This window comes from Nocardiopsis sp. CNS-639, from assembly GCF_000381685.1.
Classification (GTDB): domain Bacteria; phylum Actinomycetota; class Actinomycetes; order Streptosporangiales; family Streptosporangiaceae; genus Nocardiopsis; species Nocardiopsis dassonvillei.
The window spans coordinates 505,778-520,534 of the sequence record NZ_KB906855.1; the positions used below are offsets into that span (position 1 = coordinate 505,778).

The 14,757-nt window shown below is 74.4% G+C and carries 13 protein-coding genes; 2 read left to right on the forward strand and 11 right to left on the reverse strand.

Going from position 1 to position 14,757, the window contains the following annotated elements:
- Positions 1–243: 243 nt before the first annotated feature.
- The 8 genes from G011_RS0104895 to G011_RS0104930 all read right to left on the reverse strand — a co-directional run bounded on the left by G011_RS0104895 (position 244) and on the right by G011_RS0104930 (position 8,128).
- The gene (locus G011_RS0104895; protein WP_013152878.1) at positions 244–804 is read right to left on the reverse strand and encodes a TIGR03086 family metal-binding protein; all 561 of its coding nucleotides are present in this window, start codon (positions 802–804) and stop codon (positions 244–246) included.
- A 179-nt stretch (positions 805–983) separates the two neighbouring features.
- Positions 984–1,376, reverse strand: a complete 393-nt coding sequence (locus tag G011_RS0104900) for a VOC family protein (RefSeq protein WP_019607511.1) — start codon at positions 1,374–1,376, stop codon at positions 984–986.
- Entirely contained in the window at positions 1,373–1,684 is a 312-nt protein-coding gene (locus tag G011_RS0104905) for a helix-turn-helix transcriptional regulator (RefSeq protein ID WP_013152876.1), read from the reverse strand. The genes G011_RS0104900 and G011_RS0104905 overlap by 4 nt, the downstream gene beginning before the upstream one ends.
- A 205-nt stretch (positions 1,685–1,889) precedes the next feature.
- Positions 1,890–2,525: a maleylpyruvate isomerase family mycothiol-dependent enzyme gene (locus tag G011_RS0104910; protein WP_019607512.1), complete on the reverse strand. Its 636-nt coding sequence runs from the start codon at positions 2,523–2,525 to the stop codon at positions 1,890–1,892.
- 362 nt (positions 2,526–2,887) lie between these two features.
- Positions 2,888–4,660, reverse strand: coding sequence for an ATP-binding cassette domain-containing protein (locus G011_RS0104915; RefSeq protein ID WP_019607513.1), 1,773 nt, complete (start codon positions 4,658–4,660; stop codon positions 2,888–2,890).
- Positions 4,657–6,492, reverse strand: a complete 1,836-nt coding sequence (locus tag G011_RS32845) for an ABC transporter ATP-binding protein (RefSeq protein WP_019607514.1) — start codon at positions 6,490–6,492, stop codon at positions 4,657–4,659. Before G011_RS32845 ends, G011_RS0104915 begins: the two co-directional genes overlap by 4 nt.
- A gap of 232 nt (positions 6,493–6,724) precedes the next feature.
- Complete coding sequence (locus G011_RS0104925; RefSeq protein WP_026338030.1) at positions 6,725–7,279, reverse strand: hypothetical protein; 555 nt, start codon at positions 7,277–7,279, stop codon at positions 6,725–6,727.
- A 225-nt stretch (positions 7,280–7,504) separates the two neighbouring features.
- Positions 7,505–8,128: a TetR/AcrR family transcriptional regulator gene (locus G011_RS0104930; protein WP_019607516.1), complete on the reverse strand. Its 624-nt coding sequence runs from the start codon at positions 8,126–8,128 to the stop codon at positions 7,505–7,507.
- Between the two features lie 99 nt (positions 8,129–8,227).
- Here G011_RS0104930 and G011_RS0104935 point away from each other — a divergent pair, with 99 nt between their 5' ends.
- Together G011_RS0104935 and G011_RS0104940 are read left to right on the forward strand one after the other, a co-directional pair.
- Complete coding sequence (locus tag G011_RS0104935; protein WP_019607517.1) at positions 8,228–9,733, forward strand: MFS transporter; 1,506 nt, start codon at positions 8,228–8,230, stop codon at positions 9,731–9,733.
- Between the two features lie 853 nt (positions 9,734–10,586).
- Complete coding sequence (locus G011_RS0104940) at positions 10,587–11,447, forward strand: universal stress protein (RefSeq protein ID WP_019607518.1); 861 nt, start codon at positions 10,587–10,589, stop codon at positions 11,445–11,447.
- A gap of 212 nt (positions 11,448–11,659) precedes the next feature.
- Here G011_RS0104940 and G011_RS0104945 read toward each other — a convergent pair whose 3' ends face one another.
- From G011_RS0104945 to G011_RS0104955, 3 genes are read right to left on the reverse strand one after another with little or no spacing between them, the layout of a single operon-like run.
- The gene (locus G011_RS0104945; RefSeq protein ID WP_019607519.1) at positions 11,660–12,529 is read right to left on the reverse strand and encodes a citryl-CoA lyase; all 870 of its coding nucleotides are present in this window, start codon (positions 12,527–12,529) and stop codon (positions 11,660–11,662) included.
- Positions 12,526–13,770, reverse strand: coding sequence for a CaiB/BaiF CoA-transferase family protein (locus G011_RS0104950; RefSeq protein WP_019607520.1), 1,245 nt, complete (start codon positions 13,768–13,770; stop codon positions 12,526–12,528). The genes G011_RS0104945 and G011_RS0104950 overlap by 4 nt, the downstream gene beginning before the upstream one ends.
- Entirely contained in the window at positions 13,767–14,561 is a 795-nt protein-coding gene (locus tag G011_RS0104955) for an IclR family transcriptional regulator (protein ID WP_019607521.1), read from the reverse strand. The genes G011_RS0104950 and G011_RS0104955 overlap by 4 nt, the downstream gene beginning before the upstream one ends.
- Between the last annotated feature and the right edge of the window lie 196 nt (positions 14,562–14,757).

Genomic DNA, 14,757 nt, shown 5'->3' on the forward strand with positions numbered 1-14,757 from the left:
GCCGCCGTCCACGCGGCCCGCCCGGCGCACCGCGCCAGGGACTCGTCACAGTCTGTGACAGGCATGGGGCTCCCGGAAGCCGACACGGCGCGCGGGGCCGGGAAGCGGGCGTCCGGGGAGCCGCCACTGTGGCGCGTAACCCGCAGGGGAGGGGCTAAACACCCGGCGCCCGCGTGTGCGGGGCGGGCCGGGCGCGGATCGGCCCCGGTCGGGTCCGGGACCCGGCCGGGGCCGCGCGGAGGGTCAGGGGGTCCTGCCGGTGCGGGCGATCAGGCGGTCCTGGGGGCTGGCGTCGGGCCCGACCTCGACGGGGGCGCCGAACATCGGCCCCGGCCCGAGGTCCTGGTCGCTGAGCCAGGCGTGGACCTCCTTGACCAGGTCGGGGTCGAGGCGTTCGTCGGTGCCCAGGGCGCGCGCCAGGTCCCAGGCGTGCACCGTCAGGTCGAAGGTCATCTGCCACAGGTAGAGCTCGGCGGGCGCGTCGCCGAAGGACAGGTGCACCGTGCTCTCCAGGGAGGACGGCGCCAGCCAGGCGGTGCGGGCCTCGCGGGAGGCGACCTCCCAGGTGGTGATGGGCTCCTCGCCCAGGTTGTCGCCGTCGAGGCGGTCGCCGACCTCCTCGACCCGGGCGCCGCCCAGCAGGAGCGGCACCCACAGCTGCTCGGTGGTCAGGTGGTTGACCAGGTCGTGCACGTCCCAGTCGGCGCACGGCGTGGGCAGCGCCCAGTCCGTCAGCTTGACCTCGCGGACCCGCCGGTCGAACTCCCCCATCGCGGTTCCGTGCAGTTCGGTCAGGTGTGCCATGAGTGTCCCCCGGGACGAAGTAGCGGTTGTGCGCCGGTCCCCTACCCGTGCCGCCAGGGGGTGAATCCGCCCGCCCGGGCGCGGCGGCCACGGCCGCCCGTACGCGTGCGTGCGACCGGGCGCGGGCGGGATCCGGCCGACGAGGCGCCCGGACCCCGCATCCGGGCTCGGGCGACCGCCTACCGAGGCTCGGTCGCGATCTGGATCAGGTTGCCGCAGGTGTCGTCGAAGACGGCGGTGGTGACCGGGCCCATCTCCAGGGGTTCCTGCGTGAAGCGGACGCCGAGGCCGCTCAGGCGCTGGTACTCCGCCCGCACGTCGGCGACGGCGAACTGGGCGAGCGGGATGCCGTCCTTGACCAGGGCGTCGCGGTAGGCGCCGACGGCCGGGTGGCCGGCGGGCTCCAGGAGCAGTTCGGTGCCCTCGGGCTCGTCGGGAGAGACGACGGTCAGCCACCGGTCCTTCTCCCCCACCGGGACGTCGTGCTTCTTCACGAAGCCGAGGATCTCGGTGTAGAAGTGCTCGGCCTTGGCCTGGTCGCTGACGAAGATGCTGGTCAGATGGATCTTCACGGGTTACTCTCCTCCGGTCCGGATGTGTCTGGCGCAAGCCATCGCTCGGCGATCCGCCGCAGCGGGGCCGTGTTGAGGTCGTGGAACTTGTAGCGGCCCTCGCGCCTGGTCTCGACGAGCCCGGCGGCCTCCAGCACGGCGAGGTGCTGGGAGACCGCCTGGCGCGAGATGCCGAGCTGGTGCTTCATGGCCAACCGCGAGCAGATCTCGAACAGTGTCTGGCCGGACTTCTCCGTGAGCTCGTCGAGGATGGTGCGACGAGTCGGGTCGGCCAGGGCTTTGAAGAGGTCGTCTGCCACGGCCACCATGATAGGCAAGTAATCACTTGCATGTCGAGTCGGGACACACCGTGTCGCGGAGCGACCCGCACGGCGGTGGCCTTCGCGGAACGGACACCGAGACCGCTCCCACCTCATGGCCGGTCCGGTCCGCCTGGAGAGGAGGCCGCGGACGTTCGCCGTGCGAACGCCCGGCCAGCGCGGACGCGGTCCCCCGTCCCCCGGCCGTGGCGGGTCAGCCCTCCGCGCGTTCGCGCAGGATGTCCACACCGTCGCCGGTGAGTTCGTCCAGGTGCGCGGAGCGGCCGGTCATCGCCATGATCAGGGCGAGCGTGCTCCCGCGGACGAGCGGCCCGGCGCCGGAGGCGAACGGACCGTCGGTGGCCTGGAGGTGCAACCCCTGGATCCGGCTCCTGGCGACGACGACCTGGTCCGAGCCGCGGTAGTAGTCCGCCACGAGGGTCAGCGCGGCGATCGGACGGGCGCTGACGATGCCCAGGGGCCGCCTGATGTCCTCACCGTGCACGATCGCCTCCCCCAGGATGGCGGGCTTGGGCAGGGGCGGTGAGGTCGTGCTCTCCACGATCCCCCGGAAGCGCGCGAGGGTGTCGGCGCCGGAGGTCCCCATCTGCTCCGCCAGGCGCATCGCCACCTGGGCGTCGAAGTCGAACCGGCAGCGGATGACCCCGGCCAGCCATCGCAGCCCGTTGAGGCTCGCGGACGACGTCAGGTGCGCGAGCACCTCGCGCACGGTCAGGCCCGCGCACAGCGACGGCGTCGCCCACTGTTCCTCGGTCAGCTCCGACAGGTCGTCGGCCAGCGCCGCCCGCTCCCGGTGGATCAGCGGCCACAGGTCCGCACGGCCGCTCACCGGCGGGTTCCGCGGCGCGGGCGGGGTGTCGGTGACGTCATCGGGCTCTCCTCGGGACGGGTTCTCGCCTCGCCCCCACGGTGGTGGGCGGACGCCGGGATTATGGCCCGGGCCTCGGACAGTTCGGCGCCCCGTCGGCCCCGGGCACGCGGTGCTCGTGCCGCCCGCGACGCCGGGTTCCGACACTGACCCCGTGATGAGGTGACAGCCCGTCGCTCAAGCGGAGACGAGGGTTCCCTGGCACCGGCAGGGAACCGCTGTCGCGGGACGGGTCCGCCCGGGCGAGCCCGTCCCACCCCGGACGGTCGACGCCCCTTTCCGCCGGGAGGGGGAGCACGTCGGTCCGGGCCCCGCCGCCCCGGTCAGACGAAGTACCGGGCCTGGAGGCGGAACAGTTCGGCGTAGAGCCCGTCGGCCCGGCTCAGCGTGTCGTGGGTGCCGGTCTCCACGACCCGGCCGCCGTCCATCACCACGATGAGGTCGGCCGCCCGGGCGGTCGTGAAGCGGTGCGTGACGAGCACGGTCACGCCGCCCTCCTGGCGGCCCAGGTCGGCGTACTGCTGGAACAGCCACTCCTCGGCGCGCGCGTCGAGGCTGGCGGTGGGCTCGTCCATGATTCGCAGCAGCGGCGCCCGCCGCATCGCCGCACGGGCGTTGGCGACCGTCTGCCACTGGCCGCCGGACAGCCCCTCCCCGTCCCACGACCCGCGCCCGAGCCGGGTGTCCAGGCCCCCGGGAAGCGAGGCGAGGAGCCCGTCCCCGCCGACCGTCCGCAGTGCCCGGAGGATCCGCTCCGAATCGTCGCGGTCCTCGATCCGCCCCAGCCCGACCGCGTCCCGCAGGGACATCTCGATGTGCACCGGGTCCTGGAAGGCCGCCGTGATCCGGGCGCGCCACTGGTCCGGGGCGAACCGCGCGAGATCGGTCCCGTCCACCAGGACGCGCCCCCGGCCCGGCCGGTAGAGGCCGCTGAGCATCTTGACCAGCGTCGACTTGCCCGCGCCGTTCTCCCCCACCAGCGCCACCACGGCCCCGGCCGGGAGTTCGAGGTCGATGTCGCTCAGCGCGGGCCGATCGCGGTTCCAGTACCGGAAGCCCAGACCCTCCACCCTGATGCCGCTCTCCAGCCGGGCGGGCACCGCCACCGGCGCGGTCGGCACGAGGGCCGCCCGCTCCTCGTCGCCGTCCCGCACCACGTCGAGGAAGGCCCGGGTCGCGCGGAGCGACTCCAGCGTCCAGAAGGACAGGTTCAGCAGGCTCTGCACCTGACCGGTGATCTGGCTGCTGACCGCGACGGCCGCGACGATGAGGCCCAGCGGGGCGTCGCCGACCAGTCCGGCCCGCACCATCAGGGCGACGGCGGTCGCGTACGCCAGCGCGAAGAGCAGCCAGGCCAGTGCGACCGGGACCCGGGACAGTCCGTCGGTCCGGGCGATGTCGCGGCCCGCGGAGTCCCACTCCCGGCGGTGCCTGCGCCGCAACTCGCCCGCCAGCCCGAAGAGGCGGGTCTCGCGACCGGGCGCGGCCGCCGTGGCGAGCGTGAACAGGTGACCGGCCAGCCTGGTCCTGGGCGTGGCGCGCTCCTCGGCCCGGCCGCGCCTCCTGTCCGCCGCTCGGGTGGCCAGCACGGCGGGGAGGGCGAAGAGCGGCAGCAGGGCCAGGACGGGGACGACCGAGGCCATCAGGGCGGCCGAGGCGACCAGGGCCAGCGCGGCTCCGGCCAGCCACGTCAGCCGGTCGAAGCCCGGGCCGATCTCGCCCCGCGCCCCGCGCACCACCGCCGCCCTGTCGGAGCGGCTCGAACGCTCGTGGACCTCCAGCGTCGGCGTCGTGCCGACCGCGTCGACGAACCGGCGGTCGACGTCGCTCTGGATCTGCTCCTGGAGCCGGAGGCGGGTGAAGTAACCGGCGACGAAGGTGCCCTGGGTGAGCATGACGAAGACCGCCACGCACAGCGCGAGCACCACCAGGCCGCTGGTCGAGCCCCCGCTCGCCGCCTCGCTGAACAGCCCGATCGCCACGGCGAGGCCGATCCCGGTGGCCTGTTCGAGAATCGCGATCGCCACCACGGCCAGGGAACGCAACCCGTCGACGCGGGGTCCGGTCGTGAGGACGAAGCGCAGGGCGCTGATCACGACGATGCCTCCTCGAAACGCTTCGCCTGTAGGCGGAACAGCTCGGCGTACCGGCCGTCGGCGCTCATCAGGTCCTCGTGCGTGCCGTCCTCGACGATGCGGCCCTGATCGAGCACGACCACCCGCTCCGCCCTGCGCACGGTCGCGAACCGGTGGGAGATCGCGACGGTCGTGGCCCCCGCGGTGAGCTCGTGGAACGTGTCGTAGAGCCGGGCCTCGGCGCGGGCGTCCAGGCTCGCGGCCGGCTCGTCCATGATCAGGAGCCGTGCGCCGTGCCGCAGGCCGAACAGCGCCCGGGCGATGGCGACGCGCTGCCACTCGCCGCCCGACGCGTCGACCCCGCCCTCGTACCCGCTGGACATCACCGTGTCCCAGCCCTTGGGAAGCCCCTCGACGAATTCCAGCAGCCCGGCCTGACGCGCCACTTCCCGCAGGCCCTCCTCATCGTCGGCGTGGGCCAGGGAGCCGAAGGCGATGTTGTCCCGCACGGTCAGCTCGTAGCGGCCGAAGTCCTGGAACACGGCGACCACCTGGCGCTGCCAGCTCCGGCGGTCGGCGTCCTCGATCGCGGTTCCGCCAACCCGCAGGCGGCCCCCGCTGGGAGCGTCCAGACCGGCGAGGAGCCGGGCCAGCGTCGTCTTTCCGGCCCCGTTGAGGCCCACGATGGCGAGCGACTGCCCCTCGGGGACGTCGAGGTCGATGCCGTGCAGCACCTCGTCGGCGGCGCCTCCGTAGCGGAAGCGCAGACCCTCACAGGAGACGGTCGCTACGGGCTCCGTCCAGGGCGCGGGGTCGGACCCGCCGGGCGGGTCGGCCTCCGGAAGGGCGAACGCCTCGGCGGCCGCCTTGGAGCCGAAGCTGGTGCGCAGGTCGTCCTCGTCCGCCCGGAGCACCTGGAGGAGGGCCCGCAGGGCCAGGCCGCCCAGCGCCAGGTCGCCCACCGTCGTGCCTCCGGTGGCGGCCCGGTGCGCCAGGTAGTAGAAGACCGAGGCGACCGTGACTCCGGTGACCACGACGACCACGACGACGAACAGGCGGTGCTCACGCCGTCGCCGCCAGACCTCGGTCATGTTCACGCGCCACTCGGCGTGGTAGGCGTCGCGGAAGAAGGCCGTGAGCCCGAAGAGGCGCACCTCCCGGGCCGCGTCCGGCGTGGTCGGCACGTCCCGCAGGTAGGAGGTGCGGCGCAGCTTCCGCGTCTGGTTCACGGTCTCGACGACGGCGGTCCGGTAGTTGCGGACCAGCCGGAGGTGGAGCACCGCGAAGACCGCGAAAACGACGAGTCCCAGTCCCCAGGTGACCTGGGTGAGCAGGGCCGCGGAGCCGACGGCGGTCACCCACGACGAGGCCTTGGTCGACAGGCCGAAGACCGCTTCCCCCGGCGGCATGTCGATGGTCCCCTCGCCCCGCGCACGCCCGAGTCTGCCCTGGTAGGCCGGATCCTCCAGGTGGCCGATGGTCGCCGGTTCCGAGGCGGCCGCCATCACGCGCTCCCTCAGTCGGCCGGTGACCCGGCGGCCCAGGGCCCGTCCCAGGGCCGTGCGCGCCGACTCGGTGACGTGGGCGAGGAGGAAGAGCACGGCGATGAGGGCGACCCATCGGTAGCATTCCCGCGCCGCCTGGCCGTCCAGCCCCTGGCCGGCGGCCGAGGTGAGCCCGTCCACCAGTGCGCCCACCCCGATGGTGGTGCCGACCGGGGCCGCACCGGCGAGGACGGCCAGCACCGTGGTCAGGGCGGCCGCACCCGGTGCCACGGAGAAGGAGTACCGGACCAGGGCGGGAAGCACCCACCGCGTCACCGGGGGCTGGAGACGGTCCGTGCCCGCGGTCACGCCCGCCCCCGGTCGTCGAGGTCACAGGCGACGGGGGGCGCGGTGGTGGCGCACATGGGGGGTCCTCTCGGAAGCCGGGCATGCCGTGGAGGGGCAGGGGCCGGGGGGCGGCGAGGAGCACGTTACGGGGAAGGCCGCCGGAGCGCGACGGGTTTTCCGGTGGCTGTCCGGAGCGCGGTGTGCCGCGGGGCCGCGTCCCTAACGGGGTGGGGCAACCGCGGCACAGGGCGCGTCACCCGCCGTGCGCCGCTTCCCGCGCGTAGGACCTGAAGAGCACGTCGCGTTCTGTCCACGACTCGTGGAGCAGCTCACCGCGCACCTCACCCCGGACGATTCCCAGGAGAAGGTCGGTGGTGGACAGGTCGTACCTCTCCCACACCTCACCGTTCCGGTCCGAGATCCGGATCGGGTACGCGTCGGCCGCCGTCCCTGGTGAGACCTGCCAGTAGAGCGTGACCCCCGCTCCCGTCGAGGCCCAGGGCAGCAGCCTGGAATCAGTGGCGAGGTCGTCGGGCGGTTCCACGACCCCGTCCTCGAACAGGTCCTGGAGCTGTTGGGACTCCAGCCCCGACCGTTCGAGGTCGACGTGCCTGAGGCCGGGGCCGGGTGCCGGAACGTGGAGCCTCAGGAAGCCCAGCCAGAGTCCGCCGCCCCCCGCGTCGAGGAGGTCACGGTGGTCCTGCGGCACGGACGCCCCGATCCGGTGCTCGACCTGTTCCCAGTCGAACGGGCCGGTCGGCGGTGCCGGGCGTGCCGCCTCGATCAACTGCTGGGCACTGGTTGCCATGCGGGTACGCCCCTCGGGAGTGCTGGTCGTCGGACACGTGGGGCCTTCCCGCGGTCGGGCAGGGTGAAGCCGACGTCAGCTGGCGCCGCGGGTCCGGCCGACGAGACCGCCACGAGGGACCTCGGCCTCGACCCGGCCGTGCGGACCGGCCTCCTTCCCGACCACGCGTCAGTGCCGGAACCCGTGTTCGCGCTCGCGGCCGGAACGACGGCGGCCGGGGGCCGGTCAGCCCTCCACGCCGGGGCCGGGCACGTGGAGGGCGGCGATCTCTGCGAGCACCCGCTCCCGGGCCGCCCCGGCCGGGTGGACGTCCACGAGCACGTAGTAGGCCAGCCCCTCGGCCAGGGCGACGAGCGCGACCGCGCGCTCGGCGGGGTCCAGGGTGCGGGGCACCGTTCCCCCGTCCTGTCCGCGGCGCAGCAGGTCCGCGACCCGGCCGTGGAAGCGCGCGTACTCCTCGCGCATGCGCCGGGCGATGGCCTCGTCGGACAGGGCGAGCGCGGTGAAGGCCTGGCGGACGCGCATGTGGGCGCGCGTGGCGTCGTCGTAGGGGATCAGCTCGGTGAGCACGGTCGTCAGGAGGCGGCGCGGGTCGCCGCCCGGGCCCGCCTTGGCGGCGATGCGCGCGGAGCTCAGGGCGTTGCCCCGGTCGAAGGCGGCCTCGATCATCTGGTGCTTGGCGGGGAAGTAGTGCTGGACTCGGCCGGGTGAGACCCCGGCGCGGGCCGCCACGCTGGTCTGGGACACGGCCGCCATACCGTGTTCGGCCGCCACGGCGAGGACCGCGTCGGCGATCTGGAGGCGGCGCTGTTCGTGCTCGGCTCCCGGCCCGCGCGTCGGTGCGTTCATCCGACCCCCTTCTCGATGTATGCACATTGCTTTGTTGCCACGTCGGCACTACCGTTCAAATCAATGTAACCACATTGCTTTGCTGGAACGAGGTGTCACGTGCCCCGAACCCACACGGGGGAGACGACCGCGCGCCTGCTGCTCGCCCTGGTGTGCGCCGCGCAGCTCATGGTGGTGCTCGACGTGTCGGTGGTCAACGTCGCCCTGCCCTCGATCCGCTCCTCCCTGGGGTTCTCCGCGACGGGGCTGCCCTGGGTCGCCCACGCCTACACCCTGGCCTTCGGCGGCCTCCTGCTGCTGGGCGGGCGGCTGGCCGACCTGTACGGACACCGGCGGGTGTTCGCCGCCGGGCTCGCGCTGTTCTGCGCGGCCAGCCTGCTGGGCGGGGCGGCCCCCTCCCCCGTCCTGCTGGTCACCGCCCGCGCGCTCCAGGGAGTGGGCGCGGCGGTACTGGCCCCCGCGACCCTGACCATCCTGACTGCCTCCTTCCCCGAGGGGCGGGCCCGCGTGCGTGCGCTGGCCGCCTGGACCGCGGTGAGCGTGGCGGGCGGCGCGGTCGGCAACCTCCTCGGCGGCGCGCTGACCGAGGCGCTGTCCTGGCGCTCGGTCCTGCTGGTCAACGTGCCCGTCGGCATCGCGGCGCTGGCCATGACCCCCTATCTCCTGGGCCGGGAACGCCACGACCGCGACCCGGCCAACACGGGTCAGCGTGACCGGGAGCGCCGCGACCGTGCCCCTCACAGCACGGGTTCACCTGGCCGGAACCCGCGTGGCCGGAACCCGGGAGAGGGCCGCGGCGGACGGATCGACCTGCCCGGGGCGGTGACCGCGACCGGCGGGACGGTCGCGCTCACCTACGGCCTCACCCGCACGGCGGAGCACGGCTGGGGGGACCCGGCCACGGTGGCGGTGCTGGCCGCGGGCGTCCTCGCCCTGGCGCTGTTCGCCGCGGTGGAGTCCCGTGCGCCCGCTCCCCTCCTGCCGCCGGGGCTCCTGCGCCGCCGCGCGGTCTGGGCGGGCAACGCCATGGTGTTCCTGGCCGGAGTCTGCTTCCAGGTGCCCATGTGGTACTTCCTCACCTTCTACATGCAGGACGAGCTGGGCTTCGGGCCGCTGCTGACCGGCCTGGGCTTCCTGCCGCACACCCTGGTCACCATGGCCGTGGGCTGGCTGGTCACCCCGTGGCTGATGGGGTTCGTGCGGGCGCGAACGCTGATCGGGGTCGGCTGCCTCACCGCCGCGGCGGGCTTCACCTGGCAGGCCGCGGCGGTGACCGAGCAGACCTACGCCGCGGCGGTGCTGGGGCCCGCGGTCCTCATGTCCGTGGGCGGCGGCCTGTTCACCACTCCGCTGACCGCCGTCGTGACCTCGGGCGCCGCCCCCGGGGACGCTGGGGCCGTCTCGGGCCTGATGAACGCGGCCAAGCAGACGGGCGGCGCCCTGGGCCTGGCCGCGCTGATGACGACGGCCGTCTCGGGGCACGCACCCGAAGGGCAGGCGTACGGCCCGGTCTTCGGCCTGCTCGCGGCCGTGCAGCTCGCGGCGGCCGCCCTGACACCGGTACTGCCGCGCGAAATGAGACGAGATCCGTCCGAGGGCGCGTGAGCCCTCCGAAGGTTCAAGAACCCCTTTGACCTGCGCTGACCCTCCCGGGAGACACGCCGACGGGCTTCCCCGCCGGGGTCACTCCGCCAGCCCGATCGAGGAAAGACGCATCAATATCACACTTGGGGGTAGCGCAACAGACAGGAACGAGGAACGTGCTCCGTTCGTCATCATCCGCCCGGCGGCGGGGTGGCCGACCGGGACACGGGACCGACAGACGAGGAGGAAACTGCCATGAGGAACCCCCTGAGGACGGCGAAGAACCAGCTGATGCGGCGCACCGGACTGGCCCGCCCGGCACCGGGCAGGCGCCCGCGTGCGGGTGGGCGAACGGGTGGACGCGGCAGCGACCCCCTGGCGATGGCCCAGCGGTTCGCCCGGTCCGCGACCCGGTCCCGGGGCGGCAGCCCGCTGGGACGCGGCGGAAGTCCGCTGGGACGCGGCGGAAGTCCGCTGGGGCGCGGCGGCGCGGATCCGCTACGGGGTCCGGCACGCCGAACGCCCCCGGGCCGACGGAGCCCCGGCGGGCAGGCCCTGCGGTGGATCAACTCCCTGACCCGGAGGCGCAGGCCCCGCATCTGACCCGGGCGGCGGACCCGGTGCGGCGCGACAGGCGCCGGGCCCGGAGGACGACGGCTTCGGACAACACAGCGTGACACCACGCGCGACACCGCGGGGCGGGCCCTTGGAGGCCCGCCCCGCGGCCGTGTGCGGCACGCCCGCCCCGGCCCCGGGGAGCGGACCGGGGCGGACCGGGCGGGACTCGCCCGGAAACCGGAAGCCGCCGCTCCGGGCACCCGCCCTGGTGATGATGGTGGGTGACGCGGTGGTGACGAGACCAGTGGAGGTTGTCATGGAGCGGTCGGTCCTGGTCGGAGTGGACGGTTCCGATGAGAGCCTGCGGGCGGTGGAGTGGGCCGCGGCGGAGGCCGCCCGGCGGCACTGCCGCCTGCGGACGCTCACGGCCTTCCCCGCGCCGTCGCCGGACGCGGCCTTCGTCTGGCCCGAGGAGGAGATCCGCGCGAGCGCGCGCTCCGTCCTGGACCTGGCCGAGGAACGCGCGTCGGCCGCGGCCCCCGGTACGGCCGTGGACCGGGAGGTGGTGATGGACTCCCCCGGCCGGGCACTGCTGGCGCGCGCGGGGCGGGACGGGACGGCCCTGGTGGTCGTCGGGCACAGGGGGCGCGGCGGGTTCTCGGGGCTGAGGGTGGGGTCGGTGGCCTACCGCGTGGCCGCACAGGCGTCGGTGCCGGTCGTCGTGGTGGGGCCGCAGCCCACGGCCGACGCCAGCGCCGAGGTGGTGGTGGGGGACGACGGGTCGGCCTACGCGGAGCGGGCCGTGGCCGAGGCGTTCGAGGCCGCCTCCACCGGGGGCGGGCCGCTGCGCGTCGTGCGGGTCCGGGAGTCGGCGCTGCCGTTCCTTCCCCCCGTGGTCGCGTCCTCTCCCCGGGCCCGGGAGAGCGGCCCAGGCGGTGAACCCGCCCTGGAGCGCGCGGTCGAGCCCCTCCGTGCCCGGTACCCGGAGGTGGAGGTGCACACCGAGGTGGTGGACGGCCGCCCCGTCGCGGCGCTGACGGACGCGGCGCGAGCGGCGCGGCTGCTCGTGGTCGGGGCGGGCGGCGAGTACGGAATGGCCCGCCTGGCCCTGGGTTCGGCGGCCCACGGGGTACTGCACCGCGCCCCCTGCCCCGTCATGGTGGTCCACACAGGTTGACGGGGCGGCGGGGAGCCGACCCGCGCGAACGGCGCCGCCTCCCGGTGCCGCCAGCGGAGGCGGAACCCCTTCCCGTCCGAGTCCGTGCCCGGGCTGGGGCGATGGCAGCGTAACGACCGCGGGCCCGGACCGTCCCGCCGGGTCACGCGGAGGAGCGGGCACCGGACCGGACGGAGGTACCCGGCGCCCGCCGTTCGGGGGACTCTCCGCGGTCAGTCCCGACCGGGGTCCGCAGAGAGCCGCGGGTCGTCGGCGGCGAGGTGGCGGGTCGCGGGGCCGTTGTAGCCCGCCAGCACCGCCCTGGGCAGGGGTCCCTTGATGCGCGACCCGCTCTGGTGCTCCTCCCAGGCGTGGGCGAGGATGCCCACGGAGCGGGAGAGGACGAACAGCCCCCGGGCCAGCTCCGAGGGGAAGCCCAGCGAGGCGTAGACGACGGCGGTGGCGGCGTCGATGTTCATCGGCACGGGGCGTCCGCGCCCCTTGGCCAGCGCCTCCTCCAACGCCAGGGCGGCCTCCAGCGGTCCGGCGGGGACGAGGCCGTCCTCGACCGCCTCGCGCACCAGGCCCAGCAGCGGGTCGCGGCGCGGGTCACGCGGGTGGAAGCGGTGGCCGAAGCCGGGCACGTACGCGCCGCGCCCGCGGTACTCGGCGACCACCTCCTCGGCCACCCGCGCCACCGGGGTCCCGTCGGCGACGCGCCCGGCCATCTCCTCCAGGAGGGCGACACACTGCTGGCCCGCGCCGCCGTGCACGTCCCCGAGCAGGTTGACGCCGGTGGCGACGGCGTTGTTCAGGCCCACCCCGCAGCTGGCCGCCATCCGGGCGGCGGCGATGGAGGGCGCCTGGGGACCGTGGTCCACGGCGGCGACCAGGGCGGCCTCCAACAGGCGGGAACGGCGCGGGTCGGGCAGCTCGCCGCGCAGCATGAGCCAGACCGTGTCCACGAAGGAGACCCGCCCGATCAGCTCCTGCACCGGGTAGCCGCCCGGTTCGATCTCGCCGGGGGCGATCCGGATCAGCCCGGTCCGCCACCAGTGGCCGATCTCCTCGTGGGTCATGGACGGCGTGTCGGTCGTGCTCATACCGCTCCCTCCTCGCGCAGTGCGTCGATCTCCTGGTCGCTGAACCCCGCCTCGCGCAGCACCTGCCCGGTGTGCTCGCCCAGCAGGGGCGGCGCCGTGCGCGGGCCCAGGGGCGCGCCGTCCACGCGGACGCCGCTGCCGAGCACGCGCAGCTCGCGGTCCTCCCCGCCGGGGAAGGGCAGCGTGTGCACCAGCCCGCGGTGGGCCACCTGGTCCAGTTCCAGCGCCTGGGCCACGGTCAGCACGCGGGCGGCGGGGACCCCGACCCGGGCCAGCTCGCGCTCCCACTCCAGGGCGGTCCGGGCACCCAGGTGCTCCTCCAGGGCCTCGCGGAGGGCCTCGCGGTGGGTCTTGCGGTCCTCGCGCTGGGCGAAGCGGGGGTCGCGCGCCAGTTCGGGCGCGCCCACGACCGCGCACAGCGCCTCGAACTGCTCCTGCTTGTTGGCGGCGATGTTGAGTGCGCCGTCGGCGGTGGCGAAGGTGCCCGAGGGGGCCGCCGTGGCGTTCTCGTTGCCGATGGGGACCGGTTCCACACCCGCGGACAGGTAGTTGGACACGCCCCAGCCCATCGCGGTGATCGCGGTCTCCAGCATGGACACGTCCACGCTGCTCCCCCGGCCGGTGCGCTCCCTCCTGACCAGGGCGGTGCTGATCGCGAAGGCGGCGGCGAGGCCGCCCAGGACGTCGGCGATGGGGAAGCCCGCGCGCAGGGGGCCGGTGCCGGGCGTGCCGGTGGTGCTCATCATCCCCGACAGGCCCTGGATGATCTGGTCGTAGGCCGGGCGCCCGCTCAGGGGGCCGTCGGAGCCGAACCCGGACACCGCGCAGTAGACCAGGCCGGGGTTGATCGCGCTCAGGTCCTTCCAGCCGAAGCCCAGGCGCTCCAGCACGCCCGGTCGGAAGTTCTCCAAGAGCACGTCGGAGCGGCGCACCAGGCGGGTCATGGTCTCCCGGCCGCCGGGGGTCTTCAGGTCCAGGGTCAGGGAGCGCTTGCCCGCGTTCTGCGCCAGGAACGACGCGCCCAGTCCGCGTCCGTTCAGCTCCGCCGAGGCGCCGAGCTGGCGTGCCAGGTCCCCGGAGCCGGGAACCTCGACCTTGACCACGTCGGCGCCCATGAGCGCCAGCTGGTACCCGGCGTAGGGTCCGGCCAGGACGTTGGTCATGTCCAGGACGCGCACCCCCGCGAGCGGCAGGGTCCTCTCCCCGGTCTCGGAGCCGGAGCCTGTGTCGGTGTCGGTCAACGTCTCTCCTGTGTTCCGGGTCCCACGGTCCCTCCCGAGGGGTCGAGCCCGATGTCGGTGATGCGGCGGGCGGCGTCGACCACCGCCGTGGTGAAGCCCTCCACGGCGGCGTCGGTGAAGCGGGCGGTGGGTCCGCCCACGGCCAGCGCGGCGACCGGCGCCCCGTCGGCGGGGCCGTAGACGGGCGCGGCCACACCGGAGGCGCCCCGCTCACGCTCGCCGTGGCTGACGGCGAACCCCCGGACGCGGGCCAGCTCCACCTCCTCGCGCAGGCGGCTGACGTGCCCGGGGCCGTGGGGGGAGGCGGCGGCCACGCGCAGCAGCAGGGACTCCCCCGCGCCGATGAGCAGCACCTTGCTGGCGCCCCCGCCCCACAGGACCATCTCGTCGCCGACGTTGACGACGTGGCGCAGCCGTTGGGGGCCCTCCTCCTTGGCCACGCACACGCGGGTGGCGTCGGCGCGGACGTAGAGGTTGACGGTCTCGGCGGTGTCGGCGACGAGTTCGCGCATGACGGATCGGACGGCCTCGGGCACCTGCCAGACGGCGTGGGCCAGGCGCGACCAGCGCAGCAGGCTGGGGCCGACACCGACCTTGCCGTCGGGAGCCGTCCACAACAGCCCGCGCTGTTCCAGGGTCGCGACCAGCCGCAGGACCGTGGTCTTGGCCAGGCCGGTGCGCTCCACCAGTTCCCGTGTGGAGTAGCGCTGGTTCCTCTCGTCGAACAGGTCGAGCAGGTCCAGGGCGCGCGCGACGCTGCGCACGGTGCCGCCGGAGTCGCCGTCAGGCATCCCTCCCCCTTCCATTTGGTCCACCAGGTGGTTCACAAGGACCGCCAAGTGGAATCGCGCCGTCAGCGTAGCGCAACCCCGCGGCACACGGCCAGCCCCTCCCCGAAGAGCGCCTCCACCGACAGAAAACGGACTGGCCTGGGCAGAAGGGAGGAGCAACAGGGGACTGTGCGTCGCAACACACTCGTTAACAAAA